General features: G+C 48.2%; 12 protein-coding genes. 6 read left to right on the top strand and 6 right to left on the bottom strand.

Going from position 1 to position 19,984, the window contains the following annotated elements:
• Positions 1 to 4 precede the first annotated feature (4 nt).
• From MKY62_RS10655 to gltB, 5 genes are all read right to left on the bottom strand, one after another.
• Positions 5 to 1,261 (bottom strand): MFS transporter, encoded by a 1,257-nt coding sequence (locus tag MKY62_RS10655; RefSeq protein ID WP_170865380.1) that lies wholly within the window; start codon positions 1,259 to 1,261, stop codon positions 5 to 7.
• A 59-nt stretch (positions 1,262 to 1,320) separates the two neighbouring features.
• Positions 1,321 to 2,328, bottom strand: a complete 1,008-nt coding sequence (locus tag MKY62_RS10660) for a glycosyltransferase family 2 protein (protein ID WP_003182484.1) — start codon at positions 2,326 to 2,328, stop codon at positions 1,321 to 1,323.
• 22 nt (positions 2,329 to 2,350) lie between these two features.
• Positions 2,351 to 4,066, bottom strand: a complete 1,716-nt coding sequence (locus tag MKY62_RS10665) for a DUF6044 family protein (protein ID WP_003182485.1) — start codon at positions 4,064 to 4,066, stop codon at positions 2,351 to 2,353.
• A gap of 533 nt (positions 4,067 to 4,599) precedes the next feature.
• Positions 4,600 to 6,081 (bottom strand): glutamate synthase small subunit, encoded by a 1,482-nt coding sequence (gene gltD / locus MKY62_RS10670; RefSeq protein ID WP_003182487.1) that lies wholly within the window; start codon positions 6,079 to 6,081, stop codon positions 4,600 to 4,602.
• A gap of 16 nt (positions 6,082 to 6,097) precedes the next feature.
• Positions 6,098 to 10,663: a glutamate synthase large subunit gene (gene gltB, locus MKY62_RS10675; RefSeq protein ID WP_011198030.1), complete on the bottom strand. Its 4,566-nt coding sequence runs from the start codon at positions 10,661 to 10,663 to the stop codon at positions 6,098 to 6,100.
• A 148-nt stretch (positions 10,664 to 10,811) separates the two neighbouring features.
• Between gltB and MKY62_RS10680 the strand changes: the two genes are divergently transcribed.
• Both MKY62_RS10680 and MKY62_RS10685 read left to right on the top strand, forming a co-directional pair.
• Positions 10,812 to 11,714, top strand: coding sequence for a LysR family transcriptional regulator (locus tag MKY62_RS10680; protein ID WP_009328121.1), 903 nt, complete (start codon positions 10,812 to 10,814; stop codon positions 11,712 to 11,714).
• Between the two features lie 137 nt (positions 11,715 to 11,851).
• Positions 11,852 to 12,064, top strand: a complete 213-nt coding sequence (locus tag MKY62_RS10685; protein WP_016885413.1) for a hypothetical protein — start codon at positions 11,852 to 11,854, stop codon at positions 12,062 to 12,064.
• Between the two features lie 55 nt (positions 12,065 to 12,119).
• On the opposite strand, the gene MKY62_RS10690 is transcribed toward MKY62_RS10685, so the two are convergent.
• Entirely contained in the window at positions 12,120 to 14,048 is a 1,929-nt protein-coding gene (locus MKY62_RS10690; protein ID WP_339614124.1) for an electron transport protein, read from the bottom strand.
• A gap of 130 nt (positions 14,049 to 14,178) precedes the next feature.
• Here MKY62_RS10690 and MKY62_RS10695 point away from each other — a divergent pair, with 130 nt between their 5' ends.
• From MKY62_RS10695 to MKY62_RS10710, 4 genes are all read left to right on the top strand, one after another.
• Positions 14,179 to 15,753, top strand: a complete 1,575-nt coding sequence (locus tag MKY62_RS10695; protein ID WP_003182488.1) for an alkaline phosphatase family protein — start codon at positions 14,179 to 14,181, stop codon at positions 15,751 to 15,753.
• A 139-nt stretch (positions 15,754 to 15,892) separates the two neighbouring features.
• On the top strand, positions 15,893 to 16,366 hold the full coding sequence (locus MKY62_RS10700; protein WP_009328118.1) for a MarR family transcriptional regulator: 474 nt from the start codon (positions 15,893 to 15,895) through the stop codon (positions 16,364 to 16,366).
• Positions 16,363 to 18,090 carry an ABC transporter ATP-binding protein gene (locus MKY62_RS10705; protein ID WP_003182490.1) on the top strand — a complete coding sequence of 576 codons (1,728 nt, stop codon included), beginning with the start codon at positions 16,363 to 16,365 and terminating at the stop codon, positions 18,088 to 18,090. The genes MKY62_RS10700 and MKY62_RS10705 overlap by 4 nt, the downstream gene beginning before the upstream one ends.
• Positions 18,087 to 19,910 carry an ABC transporter ATP-binding protein gene (locus tag MKY62_RS10710; protein ID WP_003182492.1) on the top strand — a complete coding sequence of 608 codons (1,824 nt, stop codon included), beginning with the start codon at positions 18,087 to 18,089 and terminating at the stop codon, positions 19,908 to 19,910. Before MKY62_RS10705 ends, MKY62_RS10710 begins: the two co-directional genes overlap by 4 nt.
• The last annotated feature ends 74 nt before the right edge of the window (positions 19,911 to 19,984 follow it).

Raw genomic sequence — 19,984 nt, forward strand, 5'->3', positions numbered from 1 at the left:
CCTCCTATCTTGCGTCAGCCGGCTGCAGCCCCTTGTCCCCTTTTTTTGTCGTGTCTTCCTTTTTGACGTGAATCATGGTCAGCACAAGTACACCGACAATCAACGTCAGGCCCGCTATGGACATAAACATGCCGAGTTTCGACCATTCCATCAGTCTCCCGAAAATCGGCGGTCCGATGGCGACTCCTAAAAATCTGACCGAACCGTACAGAGATGTCACAAAGCCGCGCCTCTCTTTTCCGACAGCCCCGGTTATGAAGCTGTTGACACACGGCAGAACAAAGCCTGTGCCGATGCTGCTGATGACAAGGATCGAAATAAAAGGAATGAGCGCGGAGAAAAAAGACAGTGTGCCGTAGGAAACCGTAATCAGAGCGAGTCCGATGACCATCATTTTTTTCATCAGCCGCTGATTTTGTCCGATTTTGCTGCCCGTAATATATGATGTTGTACACATCACAAGCAGAGGGATCGCCAAAATCAGCCCTTTTTTTACGCCGTCTGTATGATATTCTTTTTCCAAAACATCGGATAAGTAAAAGAGGATGCCAAACAGAGTAAACAAACAGACGGCTCCTGCGAGATATGCGGTGAAAAGCCATCTGCCCTCATGTTTAAAAACGCTTGTCAGCCCTTTTACATATTTTCCAAGAGGCGGCGGATCTTTTTTCTTGTCTTTTTCTTTAATAAAAATCCAAGTCAAAATGATCGGCGCAATACAAAAAGCCGGAAATGCAAAGAACACCCAAAACCAAGCGATTAATGCAATCAATGATCCTAAAATAGGAGACAGCACTTTTCCGAAGCCGTTCGAGGCTTCAACAAGACCGAGCACCCGGCTTTCGTCGGCCCCTTTAAAAAGGTCTCCTGTCAGCGCCATTGCGATCGGCGCTGTACCGGCTGCCCCGAGCCCTTGCAGTCCTCTCCCGAACAGCACCCATGGGAAGGCATTCGCAAAGGTCGTCGATGCAAACCCTGCAAGAATCCCCCCTGCCCCATAAAGGAACAGGCACGGAATAATCACCACTTTCCGTGAGAAGCGGTCGGCCAAATAACCGAGCAGCGGAATAAAGAGCGCTGCAGTGATCGAAAACACTGTAATGACAAGGCTGACTTGAAATTGCGATAAATTGAGTTCGGATTTCATTTTCGGCAAAATCGGAATCAGCATCGAATTTCCCAACGTCATAATCAACGGGATCGACCCGATAGCAACAACCGTCATGCCAGAGTTTTGTTTTTCTGCCATAAGTTTGTACATCCTTCCTTATTCATAATGAACTATAAAATTGGAGTTAACTGCTCGGGTTGCATCCGTCATCAGCTGAGCTTCGTTTCCGGCCGTTTTTCAGGTTCGCGCCGGCCGAGCCGTTCAGTATACAAATCGATATCCACCGCATATCTCGGCCTTCTTTTCACTTCGGTGAAAATCGTTCCGATATATTCGCCGATAATGCCGATCCCCATCAATTGCAGACCGCCCAAAAACCATATCGAAATGATCAGCGAAGCCCAGCCTGCATTCGTATACCCGAGCAGTTTTTGAATCATTGCATAAATACCCGCGATGCAGCTTAGGAAAAATAAGAAGAAGCCAATCAGGGTAAAAAATCGGATCGGAGCGACACTGAAAGACGTAATCCCGTGAAAAGCGAAAGACAGCATTTTTTTCAGCGGATATTTCGTTTCTCCAGCCATCCGCTCTTTTCGGTCATAGTACACTTTTGCCGACCGAAGGCCGATCAGGGGCACCAAACCGCGCAGGAAAACATTTGCTTCTGCATAGCGGCTGAGCTCCTCAAGCGCCCGTTTATTTAAAAGCCGAAAGTCGGCATGGTTATCGACCAGCTGGATGCCAAGCTTATTCATGATCTTGTAGAACCATCCGGCTGTCGTTCGTTTAAACCATGTATCCGTTTGGCGGCTTCGGCGTACACCGTAGACGATTTCATAGCCTTCATGATATTTTTCGATAAACCGGCGAATCGCCGAAATGTCATCCTGAAGATCGGCATCGATTGAAATAACGCAATCGGATTTTTGCTTTGCTTTATCGAGTCCGGCTAACAGAGCTTTTTGATGTCCCGAATTACGGGCCAGCTTCAAGCCTGTCACATAGCGGTTTTTTGTGCTTTCCATGGCAATCAGCGGCCATGTGCGGTCTGTCGATCCATCATCGACAAATAAAAGCTTGCTCTCTGAAGAAATCAGTTTATCTGCTGTGAGATCATCCAATACCGCAGTCAGCTGTTTTGCGGTTTCGGCAAACACGTCCTCTTCGTTATAACAGGGTACGACGATCGTCAGCAAAGGCTGTTGAAGATTCAATTTGCTTCCTCCTTATCGATGCTTATTTCGCTTCATATACATAGATGTTCCAAGCGGACTGCGGGTGGCTGAACCGCTTTAAAAACGCAAGCTTGTTTTGTTCTGCATTCATAATCGGAACTGAAGAAAAAATATATTGTCCCCCCATTTTTTTGAATGCTTCAGTGTTTAACTCCAGGTTCGTGATTTTTTTCTTTGTGCTCTTTTTGAACGCGTAATGTTTTCCAAGCTCGTCAACAAACAAGTAGCAGCGGCTCCCCCACTCATCGAAATAGCGCTTCAGGGCCGGATTTTTATCAAGCTCTTTGGCGATGATTTTCCGGAATTGATACTTGTATTTCAGCGGATAAATATTGGCATACGTATCAAGTGTGTAGAAGCCGTTATACTGCGCAATCGCCGGATGCAGGCCGATGCTCGCCACCCGGTAGGAATCGGTAGGACGGCCGATGAATCGTTTGATCTGTTTAAACTGATCTGATGCATAAAATTCCCGAAAGCTTGGGGCGTGGTGGTATGCGCCGTAAGTCAGCTCTTCATGAAACGGAATAAGCACAAGCAGCTGGGCGATTAGTGCGGCATGAACAAAACGCCGCCATCTCTTCCCCATTTTCCACAATATGTAGCATGCAACGGCAAAGCTTGCGTATATCACAAGAGGGCGCAAAAAGTGGAAACGGGCGAAATTGAATGCCGAAAGCAGACTGATCTTTTCCTTTGGAAGCGCCCACAGCTTGTTGAACCAGAGGGCATACCATAAAGAAAGCGCATAATTTAAAATGAATAAAAAGATGAACAGCTTTTCTTCGCTTGGCCGCTTTTTGCGTTGTCTAGCAACGACGAGCCCGAAAGTGAGCACAATCAAAGGCAGTATCACTGCCGTATGGACGGTCATGACATGATTGTGGCCGAGCACGAAATTTTTAAAGGACAACCGAAACGAATGAAGGATGTCATGCCTGGACGAAATAAATTCAACGCGATGCATCGTTTCGCCTGAAGCGAAAACCGAATAAACAAGCCGGTATTCTATCGCCAGGAATATGCCTGTCATAAGAGCGATACTTCCGAGAAAGCGAAGGTTAAAGCTGCGCTTTGTGACCAAATCATAAAGCCAAATCAGCGAAACGGCGGCAAGGAAAAAGAAGAAACCGAGCACAAAGCTTGAGTAAAGCGGTAAAAGCGCAAGGGTTGACCACTCTTTCCATGAGTCGTTCCCTGCCCTGATGTTTAAAAAAGCCCATAAGGCCAAAGGGTGACCAAGCGTACTAAGCATTCCTGAAGGCCAAAAGGGTGTCAGGGCAAATGCCAGCGATACGGCGATTCTGATGAAATACGCCTTTTCATCGCGAATCACATGGCTTTTCAGCAGCAGGTACATCCCGACAAAGGCAAACACCCTCGTGATCGTCTGGCTTAAAGCATATGCGGTCATCGAAGGAAACAAGGCGTGAAGCCAGACAATGCCGCTCCATTCCGTTCCGTAAGCGTCCCGCGGCAACCCGTTGATGATTTGCGGAATGACGGCTTTAACGCCGCCGAGCAGCTGCCCGCTTTCGGCCAGCACCTTATACCAGGCGATATTGGAATCCAGGTTGTCATGCACACGGATATGAGCGTCTTCATTTAATATGTAAAGCGGAAGGACATAGAGAAGAATGACACTGAATGCGAAAATCAAATATCGCTTTTCTCTGCTCAACTTTTTGACGAATAACGACACGAATACCACATCCATTTTGTTCTCTTTTGGAAATATAGAGAGCTTTTATCATATCGCTGTTATTATTCGTGGAAGCGTTTTGAAAAATTCATCAAAATGAAAAAAGCTGCCTGCTTCACCAGACAGCTTCGTTTTACAAATTACCAAGGGTAAGGGTAGAAAGGATAAAAAGGATAAAAGAACGGATAGAAGAATGGATACGGATAAAACGGCGGCCTCGGTCTAGGGCGCGGTCTTGGCCGCGGATAAGGGTAGCCCCCATAAGTAAAAGGCTGCTGTCTATCCGGATCCGCCCAGTTATCTTGATTTTGATAAGTTTCTTCCACTGTTATAGCCTCCTTTAGTTGCTTTTCATACTTTAGGTTATGCTATATCCCATAAAATGGAGTAAGTACACAATTTTTCACAGATAACTTTGGGCGGCAGTCCGAAGATCAGCCAGAAGGCGAAAGCACTGAATCAAAAAAACAAAACAGCCTGCCCCGTCAACCTAAAAATAAGGTCGCGGGACAGGCTTTCATTTATATGATGTGAATACCCCTTTGTTTTTAAGGCAGTACAGAGCTCCCCATTAAATATTTGTCAACTTCACGGGCGACTTCGCGTCCCTCGTGAATCGCCCAAACGATCAGGCTTTGTCCTCTTCTCGCATCCCCTGCTGCGAAGACTCCATCGACATTTGTTTTAAATTCCCCGTATGCTGCGTCAACTTTATTTCTCACCGTATTTACCCCGAACTGCTCAAGCAGCGGCTGTTCCGTTCCTTCAAAGCCGATGGCGATAAAGACGTATTGAGCAGGCCATACTTTTTCCGTTCCCGGAATTTCGTGGAACTCAAATTTCCCTTGATCATTCTTTACTTTTTTCATTTGAATCGTATGCAGTTCTTTCAAATGGCCGTTTTTATCTGCGACAAGCTTTTTTGTTTGGATCGAATATTGTCTCGGATCGTTTCCGAATACTGCTTGCGCCTCTTCATAGGCATAGTCCAGCGTATGGACATGCGGCTGTTCCGGCCACATATTTTCGGCGGTCCTTGTATCGGGCAGCTTCGGATGCTTGCCGAATTGGACGACGCTTCGCGCTTTTTGGCGCAGGGCCGTTGCAACGCAGTCTGCCCCCGTGTCACCGCCGCCGATGACGATGACGTCTTTATTTTTCGTATTGATAAACTGCTTATCTTTAAAATTCGAATCGAGCATGCTTTTAATGGTGCCTGTTAAATAGTCCATGGCAAAGTGGACACCTTTTGCTTCACGGCCTTCAATCAAGAGATCGCGCTGTTTTTGGGCCCCTGTGCAAAGGATAATCGCATCGTACTGTTCTTTTAGTTCGTCGGCTGTAATATCTTTGCCGATTTCCGTATTGGTGACAAAGTCGACGCCTTCCTGTGTCAACAGTTTGATGCGGCGTTCGACAACGCTTTTTTCGAGCTTCATGCTCGGGATGCCGTACATTAACAGGCCTCCCGGGCGGTCGCTGCGCTCATAAACAGTGACCGAATGCCCCGCCTGGTTCAATTGATCGGCGCTTGCAAGACCGGCAGGCCCTGAGCCGACTATCGCGATTTTCTTGCCGCTCCGTTTTTTCGGAATTCGCGGCTGAATCCATCCGTTTTCAAATCCTTTGTCAATAATCGTCCGTTCGATCCCTTTGATGGATACGGCCGGATCGGAAATCGCCACCGTACAAGAGCCCTCACAAGGCGCCGGACAGACCCGCCCAGTGAATTCAGGGAAATTGTTTGTCTTTAGAAGGCGGTCAAGCGCTTCTTTCCACCTTCCCTTGTAAACGAGGTCGTTCCATTCAGGGATTAAATTGTGAATCGGACATCCTGACGTATAACCGCCTATATCCATGCCGATTTGGCAAAAGGGGGTGCCGCAGTCCATGCAGCGCGCTCCCTGTCTTTTTGATGCTTCCTCAGAAAATGGAGACGAATATTCGTTCCAGTCGTTTATCCGTGTGAGAGGATCGCGTTCAGCAGGCTTTTCCCGCTTGAATTCCATAAATCCTGTTGCTTTGCCCATTTTCCCCTCCCCTTTCTTACTGTGCCACCGCTTCTTTTGATGAAGCAGCCGCAGATGGTTCAATCTTTTGTTTCGTACCGGCTTCAAACGCGTACATCAACGCTTCTTCATCAGACAAGCCGGCTTCTTTCTGCTCTTTAATCCGCTCTATCATTTGCTTGAAGTCTTTCGGAATCACTTTCACAAACCGACCGACGGCCTCTTCCCAATGATCCAGTATCGAAGCTGCTTTTGAGCTTTCGGTATATTTGTAATGGTTTTCGATCATCGTTTTCAGTTCAGCGATTTCCTCAGGTGCTTCAAGTGTTTCAAACTCGATCATTTCAGGATTGCATTTCCGTTTAAAGGCTTTTTTGTCTTCGGCGTATACGTAGGCGATTCCGCCTGACATGCCTGCGGCAAAGTTTTTGCCGACGTCTCCGAGAATGGCGACGCGCCCGCCGGTCATGTATTCGCATCCATGGTCGCCGATGCCTTCAACGACAACGCTGACTCCGCTGTTTCTGACGGCAAACCGTTCGCCCGCGAGTCCGTTAATATAAGCTTCTCCGCTTGTAGCGCCGTAAAACGCGACGTTTCCGACAATAACATTTTCACGGAATGCAGGGTTGAATTCGTCAGGCGCTTTGACGGCGATTTTTCCGCCTGAAAGACCTTTGCCGATGTAATCATTGGCATCTCCTGTCAAATACATCGTCATTCCTTTTGGTACGAACGCTCCAAAGCTTTGCCCCGCTGAACCTGTGAATCGGAGCGTAATCGTATCTTCAGGGAGACCTTCTTCGCCGTAGCGCTTAGAAATTTCGCTTCCGGTTATGGCTCCTGTTACACGGTTGATGTTGCGGATTTCAAAAGACGCTTCTACAGGCGTACCGTTTTCAACAGCTGACTGCACGGCCGGTAAGATTTGCGTAACATCGAGCGATTCATCGATTTTATGGTTTTGCGGCGTACGGAATGTACGTGTGCCTTCCGGCTGGTAAAGCAGGCTTGATAAATCGAGCTGACCCGCTTTCCAATGCGCTTTGGCCCGTTCGCTGACACGCAGGACATCCGTGCGGCCCACCATTTCATCAACCGTTCTGAAACCGAGCTGGGCCATCAATTCGCGAACTTCTTCTGCGACAAAGAGCATGTAATTCACGATGTGATCTGGATCGCCCATGAACTTTTTGCGAAGCTCAGGGTTTTGCGTCGCTACCCCGACAGGGCACGTATCCAAATGGCAGGCTCTCATCATGACGCAGCCGAGAACAACGAGCGGTGCCGTTGCAAAACCGAATTCTTCGGCTCCTAAAAGCGCAGCCATGACAACGTCTCTGCCCGTCATTAATTTTCCGTCTGTTTCCAATACGACGCGTTCGCGCAAACCGTTCATCATCAGTGTTTGATGAGCTTCTGCGAGTCCAAGCTCCCATGGGAGGCCGGTATGCTTAATACTTGTTTTCGGTGATGCTCCAGTGCCCCCGTCATAGCCGCTGATGACGATGACATCGGCCGTCGCTTTGGCGACTCCGGCTGCAATCGTGCCTACTCCGGCTTTAGCGACAAGCTTTACGCTGATCCGTGCATCGCGGTTGGCGTTTTTCAAATCATGAATCAGCTGCGCCAAATCTTCAATCGAGTAGATATCGTGGTGCGGCGGCGGTGAAATCAAGCCGACCCCAGGCGTAGATCCGCGTACATTGGCAACCCATGGATACACTTTGTTGCCAGGGAGCTGTCCGCCTTCCCCCGGTTTTGCACCCTGCGCCATCTTAATTTGCAGCTCGTCGGCATTGACGAGATAGTGGCTTTTCACACCGAAACGGCCTGAAGCGATTTGCTTGATCGCGCTGCGGCGGTTATCACCATTGGCGTCAGGCGTAAAGCGCGCCGGATCTTCTCCGCCTTCCCCGCTGTTGCTTTTTCCTCCGAGACGGTTCATTGCAATCGCCAGCGCTTCATGGGCTTCCTTGCTTAAAGAGCCGAATGACATCGCCCCTGTTTTAAAGCGGCGTACAATTGATTCAGCGGATTCGACTTCTTCAAGCGGCAGCGGCTTCCGGTTTTCATCAAACGAGAAGAGGTTGCGGAGAAAACCGATTCTTTCTTCATCAGCCGCTTTCGAATATTGTTTAAACAGGCTGTAATCACCTTTGCGGCAGGCCCATTGCAGCGTGTGAATCGTTTTCGGATTAAAAGCGTGGTGTTCCCCGCCTTTTCTCCATTGAAAATCGCTACCAGAATCAAGCGTTTCACTGAATGTATCTTCATAAGCTTCCCTGTGGCGGCGCTTCGCTTCTTCGGCAATCGTGTCCAAACCGATTCCGCCGAGCTGTGAAGCCGTTCCTGTGAAATAGCTGTCTATGACGTCCTTGCTGATTCCGACCGCTTCAAAAATCTGTGCGCCCCTGTAGCTTTGGACTGTGGAAATACCCATTTTTGACATCACTTTTACGACGCCTTCTGTCACGCTTTTGCTGTATTTTGTTACAGCTTCTTCATAACTGATGGAGAGCGCTCCGTCTTCAATCGCCTGCTTGTATGTCGCATATGTGAGGTACGGATGAATGGCATCCGCTCCGTAGCCGATCAAGGCGGCAAAATGATGAACTTCGCGCGCTTCACCCGATTGGGCGATAATGCTGACTTTTGTGCGCTTTCCTGCACGGACCAAATATTGATGCAAGGCACTGACGGCTAGCAGCGCAGGAATCGGCGCTTTTTGACCGTCCATTTTGCGGTCGGATAAGATAAGGAGTGTCACGCCTTCGGCGATCGCTCTGTCCGCTTCTTTAAACATATCTTCGAGTCCGCTCTTCAAGTCGTCTGTAAAGAGCGTGTGAATCGTCTTGCTTTTGAAATCTTTGTGTACAAGCCCCTTTAAAGAATTGAACTGCGCGTTCGTCAAGACCGGTGTATACAATTTAATCCGGCGGCAGCTGCTTTCGTTCGGATGGAGAATATCGCCTTCCGCTCCGAGCCATGTCAATGTCGATGTGACGATCTGCTCGCGGATTGCATCAATCGGCGGATTGGTAACCTGTGCAAACAGCTGTTTAAAATAGTTGAACAGCGATTGCGGACGGTCTGACAACACCGCCAGCGGGACATCGTGACCCATTGAACCGAGCGGGTCTTTGCCTTCTGTAATGACAGGAATTAAATACTTGTGAATATCTTCGTACGTAAAACCGAATGCTTTCTGGCGGGTCAGCAGATCAGGCACAGATTTTTCTTCGGTTTCCTCAATGTCGTTTGAGACATGAACCAGTTCTTTACTGAGCCATTCCTGGTACGGAAACTCTCCGGCGATTTCGGATTTGACTTCTTCATCGGAGATAATACGTCCTTCTTCAAGATCAACAAGCAGCATTTTTCCGGGATCCAGCCGGTCTTTATATAAAATGTTTTCCTGTTCGACATCAATTACGCCGACTTCGGAAGAAAAAATAAGGTAGTCGTCTTTAGTGACATAATAGCGAGCGGGTCTGAGTCCGTTCCGGTCTAAAATGGCTCCGATCTGTTTTCCGTTTGTAAAAGAAATCGCAGTCGGGCCGTCCCAAGGCTCCATTAAAGAGCTGTGATATTCGTAAAATGCCTTCTTTTCTTTTGACATGTACGGGTTCTCGTTCCACGGCTCCGGAATCAGCATCATTGCAGCATGGGCCGGCTTTCTTCCAGCCAGTACAAAGAATTCAAAAGCGTTATCCAGTATCGAGGAGTCGCTTCCATTTTCATCGAGAATCGGCAAAACCTTCGGCAAGTCTTCACCGAACGCTTCAGAAACAAACTGCTGCTCCCTCGCTTTCATCCAGTTCATATTGCCGCGCAGCGTATTGATTTCCCCGTTGTGGATCAAATAACGGTTCGGGTGCGCCCTTTCCCAGCTCGGAAACGTGTTTGTGCTGAAACGGGAGTGAACCAAAGAAAAAGCCGAGACGAAGTCCTCGTCTTGCAAATCTTCATAGAAGGCATCAACCTGCTCGGGCGTTAAAAGACCTTTATATACGATGGTATTGCTCGAGAGGCTGACGAAATAGAACGTTTTCTCGTGTTCTTTTGCCCAATTTTCGGCCTGTTTGCGAATGATGTACAACTTGCGTTCAAATGCCAAATTGTCTTTCAGCGCTTCATTTGCTCCGATAAATACCTGGCGGACGACTGGCGCGCTTTCTTGTGCGACTGTTCCGATTTTTCCGACATTTACAGGTGCAGTTCGCCAGCCGAGTACCGTCTGCCCTTCCTGTTCGATCAGCTCGTTAATGCGCGCTTCGGATTTTTCGCGCCCGCTGTCGTCTTTCGAAAAGAAGATCATCCCGACGCCGTAGCGTCCTTTTTCAGGCAAGTTGAAATCGGCGCAGACTTTTTTAAAAAAAGCATCCGGAATCTGCATCATGATGCCTGCCCCGTCTCCGGTATGCGGGTCACTGCCCTGACCGCCCCGGTGGTCCAATTGGCAAAGCATTTGCAATCCTTTTTTGACAATATCATGAGTAGGAAGGCCCTTCAAATGAGCATAAAGGCCGATTCCGCATGCATCATGTTCAAATTCAGGACGGTAGAGACCTTGTGCCTTTGGTAGTTGATTATAAGTCATTGTTCCTCTCCCCCGTTCATTTTTCCCGTTTGTCCCCGGTCATAAAATCTTACAAACTCTAATCCTATTGTAGGTTTTCAAATCTATACAAACAATATATAATTTAGATTAAAACTATCTCATTTTGAGATTAGCAGGTGAAACAACGATGGAATTACGCCAATTGCATTACTTTATGGAAGTTGCGGAAAGAGAGCATGTATCGGAAGCGGCCATGCACCTTCATGTCGCTCAGTCGGCGATCAGCAGGCAGATCGCCAATCTAGAGGAAGAGCTCGGCGTTGATTTGTTTGAGCGCGAAGGCCGGAATGTGAAGCTGACTCCGATTGGGAGGCAGTTTTTAGACCATATTAAAACGGCGATGAAAGCGATCGATTTTGCGAAGGAACAAATCGACGAGTATTTGGACCCGAATCGCGGGACCGTTAAAATCGGTTTCCCGACAAGCCTTGCGGGCCAGTTCCTCCCGACCGTCATTTCCGCTTTTAAAGAGGAGCATCCTAATGTCGCTTTTCTTTTAAGACAGGGATCTTATAAATTTTTAATCGAAGCGGTGAAAAACAGGGATATCGATTTGGCTTTTCTCGGTCCCGTCCCGTCAAACATTGCCGAGATTAAAGGAGACATTTTGTTTTCGGAGAGCCTTCTGGCGCTCGTGCCGGTCAATCATCCGTTGTCAGGCCAGAAAAGTCTTCATCTCGGCGATCTCAGAAATGATCAGTATGTGCTGTTTCCTGACGGGTACATTCTCCGAAAAATGGCTGTTGACGCATGCAAGCAAGTCGGATATACGCCTAAAATTTCCTCGGAGGGCGAAGATTTGGATGCGATCAAAGGGCTTGTTTCTGCTGATATGGGGGTGACGCTTTTGCCGGAAAGCGCCTTTAATGAAACGGCACCCCGTTTTACAAAGAAGATTCCGATTGATTATCCGCAGGTAAAGCGCACGGTCGGGATCATCACCCCTAAAAACAGGGAGCTTTCCCCTTCTGCAAAAGTCTTTTATCAGTTCGTAAAGAAGTTTTTTTCTCGCCTTCAGCAATATCAATAACAGTCTTGCAACGAAATCAGCCGGGCGCAAAAGCTTGGCTGATTTTATTTTATCATAAATAAAGATAAATGTCTGAATTTTCTGCCCTTTATTGTTTGCGGCCGTGTCTCTTCTATTATAATGAGCGCGTCTTACAGATGTATGTTCATCCCTGTTTTATCAAATGGTTTGCCCTTCTTTACATTGCGCTTAACGCAGCTCATGAAGGTCTCCTCTCTTGGAACGGACATGCCGCACCGGCCGCAGCCGTTGCCGGCCTTGGGCTTGTCAAAACAGCTGAAGCAAAAGGCGGGTTGCATCCGCGCTGCTCCGTTACAAGGACAGAAAAGGCGATCATCTTCCGGGTTTAAGCGCCGCCGCGGTGACGAGGTTTTAAAAAAGCCGCCAGTCAGGCGGCTTTTCTTTTCATTTTATTTCTTGCTTTTCAGGCATATCGGCATGGATTAAATAATGGATCAACGCTTTTTGCTCCTGTTTGGAAAAGCCGCTTTTGGCGTCGATCCAAAATTCATGCCCTTTGCCGGTTACTCTGACTGCTTTTAAGTCGGGCGATTCCGAATTGCTTTTGATGACCTTCTGTCTTAAGTCTCTGTCGATCATCGCCAATAAACTGTTATAAGGGTTCGCCGGCTTACCTTTGATAATCGTCTTTGGTATGCCTGTTTCTTTCAATGAGCTCCCAACTGCAACCCCTCCGTCGTGCAAATAAGGAGCGCGCCAGTAAACGCCAATCAGACTCGGCACTTTATACCCGCCTTTGGAATCACCCTGCGCCCACGAAAGCTTGATCTGTTCGGGGTCAAATCCGGCTGTCGGGACTTTCAGAACCTCCGGCTTGCGCGGCAGAGGCACCGGTGTGTCAGGCGAATGGACAAGGCTTTTCCCGAATATGCTTTCTGCTTTCTTAAAAGACTGCGCCCTTGTCGGCTCGGTCCCGATCGTTTCAGCCGAGATGACCTTGTTGTTCGTCAAATACCGGCCGGCATGACAGGATATGCAGCCTGCTTGTTCAAAAACGCGCCTGCCGCGCCTGATGGTTTGGCCGTCGGTTTTTTGCCGCGGTTCAGGCGGTCTAAGTGTATTTTGCCAGGCAGACACAGCGTTGTTTTCTTCATTTACATTTCGTCCGGGCGAGCTCACATGCACGCCGTCGGGCGCCGCCAGAGTGATTTTAGGAAAGCTCGGCGGCTTGACCATTTGGTTGACGCCCGGTACTCCGGGAGTGGGGTCTGCTTTTTTGAAAAACGCGGTCGGACTTTCCCCTTTTTTCGGCTGATACCTGAATGTTGAGGCGGGAGCCCTTTGCAGGATCGTCCCGATATAAACATCTTCGCTCATTCCGAAAAGCGCCCGGCTTGCCGGAGATTGTGAGAGGCTGTCCGAATTTTGCGCATGAACATTATTGCTGAACACAGTCAAGCCTTTAAACGGCCCGGCCATTGCCACACCGCTCCAGCTGTACGGATGGTCGCCCAATGTATAGGCATCTGGAATCTGCGTGGGATTGCTTTTCATATCGATCGTTGAATCGAAAAAACCTCTCGGCCACTTCAGGAAAATACGATCGACTGCATCTTCGAGGCGGTCCGGATCGGGGAGGCGTTCTTTTTTGCCGTTTCTTGCGGTGATCACAGGGCTTTTATCATTCATAAATTGTTTAATATTATGAATTTCGGCATGTGTAAAATATGCAGCTGAGTTCGTCGCCAGCGCCAGCATCAGCCCTGTATTTAAATCTGAGTTTGTCACGCCTTCCATCACCTTCATCGTTTTCGAATCAACTGTGGCGTGGCAGGCCGCACAGCTGATGCCGGCTTTGATTTTTCCGTCAGCGTATTTAAAAGGCATGCCAAGGGGCGCGTATGCCCCTTTTGCAACATCAATGCCGGTGTCGATCTTCTCGCCTTTTTTAAAGGTTTTCCCGCCGACCTTAACCGTTTCCGCCAATTCGATGCGCAAGTTTGTCGTCCCTTTCCCTTTCAATCCAGCAATGGCTTTCGTCATGTTGGCAGCTGTAATGGGACCGTCAAGCAGTCCGACGATATCCGTCAAAAACACCTCGTTTCCGAATGTTTCCTTATAAAATGTCTCACGTCCCAAGTCAAGAAGGCGGTCATCAACCTTTACAGCTCCCTCCCCTGCGGACGCGGGCTTATCCGGTGTAAATGCCCCCCATAAATCGTATCCGTGCAATCGTTTTTCTTTTGAGATGACTTTTTCTTTAGGAGGCATATAGGCATATTCCGGTTCAAGGTGTCTGACCGTGAAATAGCCAATAACGGCTAAAATTGCGATGATAGCAATTGCGGCTAACCACTTATGTTTATTCATCATTTTCCCTCCTTTCTAATTGAATAGGCTTCCCAAGAGCTGGCGTAATTCATTTAGAACCTATTACCAGCTATAACTTCCGGCGCCCCATGCCAGAATATGCATACAATGGGATTAAAGGAATGAGGCCATTTTGAAAAAGCTAAGCATTGTACTTGTCATTTTCATATGTGCGCTGGTTTCATTCATCATATGGCTGAATGCCGGGGATGAAAAATTGGGGCTCTCAGATGAAGAAGCAGAGGCCGTCAAACCCTCTAAAAAACCGGTCATTGTCCTGATCATCGACTCTTTGATGGATCAGCCTTTGAAAAAAGCGATTCAAGAAGGCCGCGCTCCGGCATTAAAATTCTTTCTTGAAAACGGTCATTATGAACCTGAAGTGGCGAGCGCGTATCCGACCATGTCGGTCGCGATTGACAGCACGCTGCTCACCGGAACTTATCCGAATATCCACCGCGTTCCCGGGCTTGTCTGGTATAATCAGGCTGGACAGAGAATTGTGAATTACGGGAGCGATAAAAAAGAAATCGCCGCGCTCGGCCTCAAACAAACGATCGAAGACGGGATATATTCTCTCAATCACCGCCATTTAAACCGAAAGGTGACAACGGTACATGAAGATTTGCAAAAGCAAGGAAAACAGTCGGCATCCATCAACGGGCTCATATACAGGGGACCTGACCGCCGCGAATTAAACATACCGCCCCCGCTCAAGAAGCTTAGACTGATGCCTGAACATATGACGGTAAACGGGCCGGCTCTTTTTTCGTACGGCCGCTTTGCCCAGCTTGATCCCGACAACTCCTACCACCATATTTGGCAGGGTTATGGCGTTAACGACAAGTTCACGGCGCAGGAAATGGCTTATTTGATTAAAAAGAGGAAGCTTCCTGCGCTGACTGTCGCCTACTTGCCCGATTTCGACCACGATGCACACAAAAAAGGCCCGAAGGATATGGAAGGCCTCGAAAAAATGGACCGTCAGCTGCAGCGTATATTGAATGCATATGATTCTTGGCGCGATGCGGCCGAAAAAGCGGTGTGGGTCGTCATGGGAGACGGCGGACAGACATCGATCGGACGCGATAAAGATAAGGCAGCCATCCGGCTCCATTCGCTTTTTAAAGGATATCGGATCGCTAAAATAAACGAAGGCCCAGATCGAAAAGACCAGCTTCTTTTTGCGGTAAACGACAGAATGGCATACATTTATGTAACGGATCAAAACACGCCGCTGCAAGATGCCGTCAATGAATTGAAAAAAGACGGACGGATCGCTTTCACAGCGTGGAAAAAAGACGGCTGGATATACGTCGATTCGAAGCGTTCCTTAAAACCGCTGCGGTTTCGTCCGCAAGGCGGTTATCAAGATCCTTACGGGCAGTCATGGACGATCAGCGGAGATTTTTCCTTATTGGACATTAAAACGGACGGTGCATCGATCATGTATGGCGATTACCCGGATGCTCTTGCCCGCCTGTACAGCGCCATGCATTCGCATCGCGGACGGTTTGTAATTGCCGATGCGAAACCCGGATTCCAATTTGCCGGAGAAAAGTCTCCCCTCCATTTTGGCGGAGGCGGCCATGGCTCACTTTATAAAACGGATAGCTTGGCTCCGATGATCATCGTCGGTTCCGAAGAAGTTCCGGCTCACCTTCGCCACCTTGAACTGAAGGATTTTTTAATGAAGCTCGTACAATGACCCGGTCATGTCATCAATGATCGGGTTTTTTCTTTTTTTCTAGGTTTCTTCTTTGACATTCTTTTGTTGTTCTATGTATGATAATACCGTGTTTTAGTTTATTTACTTAATTAATTAAAATGGAGAAGCAGGTGCTTTTATGAAACAAGATAAAGTCGGCCGCGAGACCGTTGAGCAGTTGATCGAAGCTTTCAACAGGCTGCGTTATGCGGAAATGAAACAGTCATTTCCTTCAGTTGAATGGAAAAAGACTGAGGCGAAAGCGCTGATGTTTTTAAATGAAGCAAACGGTGAAGGAAAAATGGCATCCGAAATCAGCCGCGCTTTGCATGTCACCTCCCCCTTCGTCACGCAGCTGTTGAACAGAATGGAAAAAAAAGGACTCGTTTTACGGCGCATAGATGAGGATGACAGGCGGATCGTCCGGATTTTTCTAACCGATGAAGGAAAAAAAGCGGCTGACGATGCGCTTAAAGGCCTGAACCGATGGTTCTTGCAGCTCTCGCGGTTTCTGGGCGAGGCTGAAAGCAGGCACTTCGCCGATCTGATTCATAAGCTGTCCGAGTTTATCGAACAAGGAGAAAAAACAAGTGAAAAGAAGGTTGAAAAATGATCTCACTCTTAAAATATTTAAAGCCCTATAAGCTGCAAGTGATTCTCGTCGCTGTTTTTACTTTGCTGAGCAGTGTGCTTGAGCTTTATTTGCCGACGTTGATGGCTGATGTCGTTGATGTCGGAATCGTAAACAGTGATATGCCATTTATTTTGAAAACCGGCGGCTGGATGATCGCCTGCTCCCTTCTGGCCATCATGATGACTGTCGGAAAAGCGTTTTTCGCTTCGAAAACAGCCCTCGGCTTTGGAAGAGATATCAGGCGCAAACTGTTTGTCAAAGTTGAACACCATTCAATGGATGAATTCGGAAAAATCAGTTCTGCTTCTCTCATTACCCGTACCACCAATGATGTCAAGCAGGTCCAAGATGTGCTCAACATGATGCTTTCATTGATGACGAGAGCGCCGTTAATGCTGGTCGGCGGTATTGTGCTTGCGGTTTCCAGAGATGCCAAGCTGTCGATTATATTTCTGGCCGCTCTCCCGATACTTGCAGGGCTGATTTTTCTCATTACAAGAAAAGCTGTCCCCTTATTCGGCGTCCTGCAAAAAAAGACGGATCGTCTCAACCTTGTTCTCAGGGAAGGTTTGACGGGCGTTCGTGTCATTCGCGCGTTTAACCGCGTTGATCAAGAAAAAGTCCGGTTTCAAAAAGCGAACGAAGAATTTCGCGATACAGGCATCGCCGTCAACAGAATCATGGCTTTTCTATTCCCTGTCATGATGATTATGATGAATTTCACGAACATCGCGATTATCTGGTTCGGAGGCATCCGCATCGATCAAGGCAGCATGCAGGTCGGGAACTTAATGGCTTTCCTTCAATATGCATCGATGATTCTAATTGCGCTGATCATGCTTGCGATGACATTCGTGATGATCCCAAGGGCTCAGGCATCTGCCGGCCGCATTAATGAAGTGCTGTTAACAGAGCCTTCGATTACCGATCCGAAAGAGCCGCAGAAAGACAGCGGCTTGCGCGGTTATGTTGAGTTTCAGAATGTGACTTTTCGTTATGCCGGGGCCGAAAAGCCCGTTCTCGAAGATATCTCGTTCAAGGCAAAGCCGGGTGAGACGACTGCGATCATCGGCAGCACAGGAGCGGGAAAAACGACGATTCTTCAATTGATCCCGAGATTTTTCGATATTGAAAAAGGAACTGTGCTAGTCAACGGAACAGATGTCAGAAAGATGGCGCAAAAGGAGCTTCGCGCGAAAATCGGCTATGTCCCGCAAAAAGCTTCAATATTCAGCGGGACGATTAAAGACAATATCCGCTTTGGCAAAGAAGATGCAACAGATGAAGAAATTCTGGAAGCACTTGAAACGGCACAGGCTGCCGAGTTTGTAGAAGGCAAGGAAAACGGAATTGAATCTGAAATCGAGCAGGCCGGAGCCAATCTTTCAGGCGGCCAGAAACAGCGGCTTTCCATCGCCAGGGCATTAGTCAGAAAACCGGAAATTTATTTATTTGACGACAGCTTTTCGGCGCTTGATTACAAAACGGATCAAAAGCTGAGAAAAGCGCTGAAGAAAACAACCGCTGATGCCGCCGTCATCATCGTTGCCCAAAGGGTAAGCACGATTACGGATGCGGATCAAATCATCGTTTTAAATGAAGGAAAAATAGCCGGCATCGGCACTCATCAACAATTGCTTGCTGAAAACGGCATTTACCAGGAAATCGTCGCATCACAGCAGGCTGAGGAGGAAAGCGCATGAGCCAACAACCAAAGCATCACGGCTCTATACCCAAAGGAATGCACAAGACAAAACCGAAAGAATTTAAAAAGACCCTTTTGAGATTGGCCCGCTATTTAAAACCGCGGACCTTCCAGCTGGTGCTCGTTGTCTTCGCTGCAATATTGGCGACATTATTTAATGTCATCAGTCCAAAACTTCTCGGGGACGCGACCTCTTCCCTTTTCGCAAGCTTTAAAGAAGGCACCGGTGTTCAATTCGGCTTTCTCGGCCGGATCACGCTGATCCTGGCAGGATTGTATCTGCTTTCTGCTTTGTTTACGTTCTTGCAGCATTACCTGATGGCCGGGGTAGCCCAGAAAACGATATACGAAATGCGCCAGGAAGTGAATGAAAAGCTGACGCGGCTCCCTTTAAAGTACTATGACAAGCATTCGCACGGCGACACGCTCAGCCGCGCCGTCAATGATATCGACAATATCAATACGTCATTGCAGCAGGCGCTGACGCAAATGATTACGTCTGTCATTACAATAGTCGGAATCATCGTCATGATGCTTTTGATCAGCCCTGTGCTGACGCTCGTCGTCTTCATCACGGTCCCGCTCAGCATGCTGGCCGTCCGATTCATTGCCTCATTTTCGCAGAAACACTTCGCCGCGCAGCAAAAAGAACTCGGCGACATCAACGGACACGTTGAAGAAATGTTTACGGGGCATCAGGAAGTAAAGGCATTCGGGCATGAAGAAAAAGCGATTCAGCAATTCGATGAAGTAAATGAGCGTCTTTACCAGTCAGGCTGGAAAGCGCAGTTTATTTCCGGTCTGATGATGCCGATGATGACATTCATCGGCAACCTCGGCTATGTGTTTGTCAGCATAACCGGCGGTATTTTCGTTCTTAACGGCACCCTTTTGATCGGAGGCGTGCAGGCTTTTATCCAATATACGCAGCAATTTTCCCAGCCGCTCGTTCAAGCTGCCGGAATCGCGAATACAATCCAATCGGCAATCGCATCCGCCGAAAGGGTGTTCAGTCTTTTGGACGAAGAAGAAGAAACCGGGGAGACGCCGGCTTCCATCGATACCGGCAAATTAAAAGGCGATGTATCGTTTGAACATGTCGCCTTCGGTTATGATAAAAACGTTCCGGTCATCCGCGACTTAAGCCTTCACGCCAAAGAAGGCCAGACGATTGCGATCGTCGGACCGACCGGCGCTGGAAAAACGACGATCATCAATTTGCTGATGCGTTTTTATGAACTAAACAAAGGCAGCATCAAGGTCGGCGGCACAGATATCAGCGAGCTGTCGCGCGAACAGGCGAGAAGCATGTTTGCGATGGTGTTACAGGACACATGGCTGTTCAACGGCACCATCCGGGAAAACATCGCTTACGGGCGTGAAGGCGCGACCGAAGAAGACATCATCAGAGCGGCAAAAGGCGCCTATGCCGACGATTTTATCCGCACCTTGCCGGACGGCTATGATACGGTACTTGGCGAAGATGCCCAAAACATCTCGCAAGGGCAACGGCAGCTCTTAACGATCGCGAGAGCCATTTTAGCTGATCCGAAGATTTTAATATTAGATGAAGCGACAAGCAGTGTCGACACCCGGACGGAAATGAATATTCAAAAAGCGATGAACAAACTGATGGCCAACCGTACGAGCTTTGTTATCGCCCACCGTCTTTCTACCATTAAAGATGCCGACATGATTCTTGTGATGAAAAACGGAGATATTATTGAAAAAGGCAGCCACGAAGAGCTGCTCCGCAAGAACGGATTTTATGCCGATTTGTATAACAGCCAGTTCTCCCGGGAAGAAGCCGTCAGCTAACATTGAGGCCGCACCTGATCAGGTGCGGCCTCTTTTTTCATCCATCTCTTTAGCTGATATTCCCGCTTTTTTAA

The organism is Bacillus sp. FSL R7-0646 (assembly GCF_037969865.1).
Classification (GTDB): Bacteria; Bacillota; Bacilli; order Bacillales; family Bacillaceae; genus Bacillus; species Bacillus licheniformis.

Coding starts and splice junctions, on each gene's coding strand:
- MKY62_RS10655 (WP_170865380.1), bottom strand. CDS start 1,261: ATGTACAAACTTATGGCAGAAAAACAAAACTCTGGCATGACGGTTGTT.
- MKY62_RS10665 (WP_003182485.1), bottom strand. CDS start 4,066: ATGGATGTGGTATTCGTGTCGTTATTCGTCAAAAAGTTGAGCAGAGAA.
- gltD (WP_003182487.1), bottom strand. CDS start 6,081: ATGGGCAAAGCAACAGGATTTATGGAATTCAAGCGGGAAAAGCCTGCT.
- gltB (WP_011198030.1), bottom strand. CDS start 10,663: ATGACTTATAATCAACTACCAAAGGCACAAGGTCTCTACCGTCCTGAA.
- MKY62_RS10680 (WP_009328121.1), top strand. CDS start 10,812: ATGGAATTACGCCAATTGCATTACTTTATGGAAGTTGCGGAAAGAGAG.
- MKY62_RS10685 (WP_016885413.1), top strand. CDS start 11,852: ATGTATGTTCATCCCTGTTTTATCAAATGGTTTGCCCTTCTTTACATT.
- MKY62_RS10690 (WP_339614124.1), bottom strand. CDS start 14,048: ATGATGAATAAACATAAGTGGTTAGCCGCAATTGCTATCATCGCAATT.
- MKY62_RS10700 (WP_009328118.1), top strand. CDS start 15,893: ATGAAACAAGATAAAGTCGGCCGCGAGACCGTTGAGCAGTTGATCGAA.
- MKY62_RS10705 (WP_003182490.1), top strand. CDS start 16,363: ATGATCTCACTCTTAAAATATTTAAAGCCCTATAAGCTGCAAGTGATT.
- MKY62_RS10710 (WP_003182492.1), top strand. CDS start 18,087: ATGAGCCAACAACCAAAGCATCACGGCTCTATACCCAAAGGAATGCAC.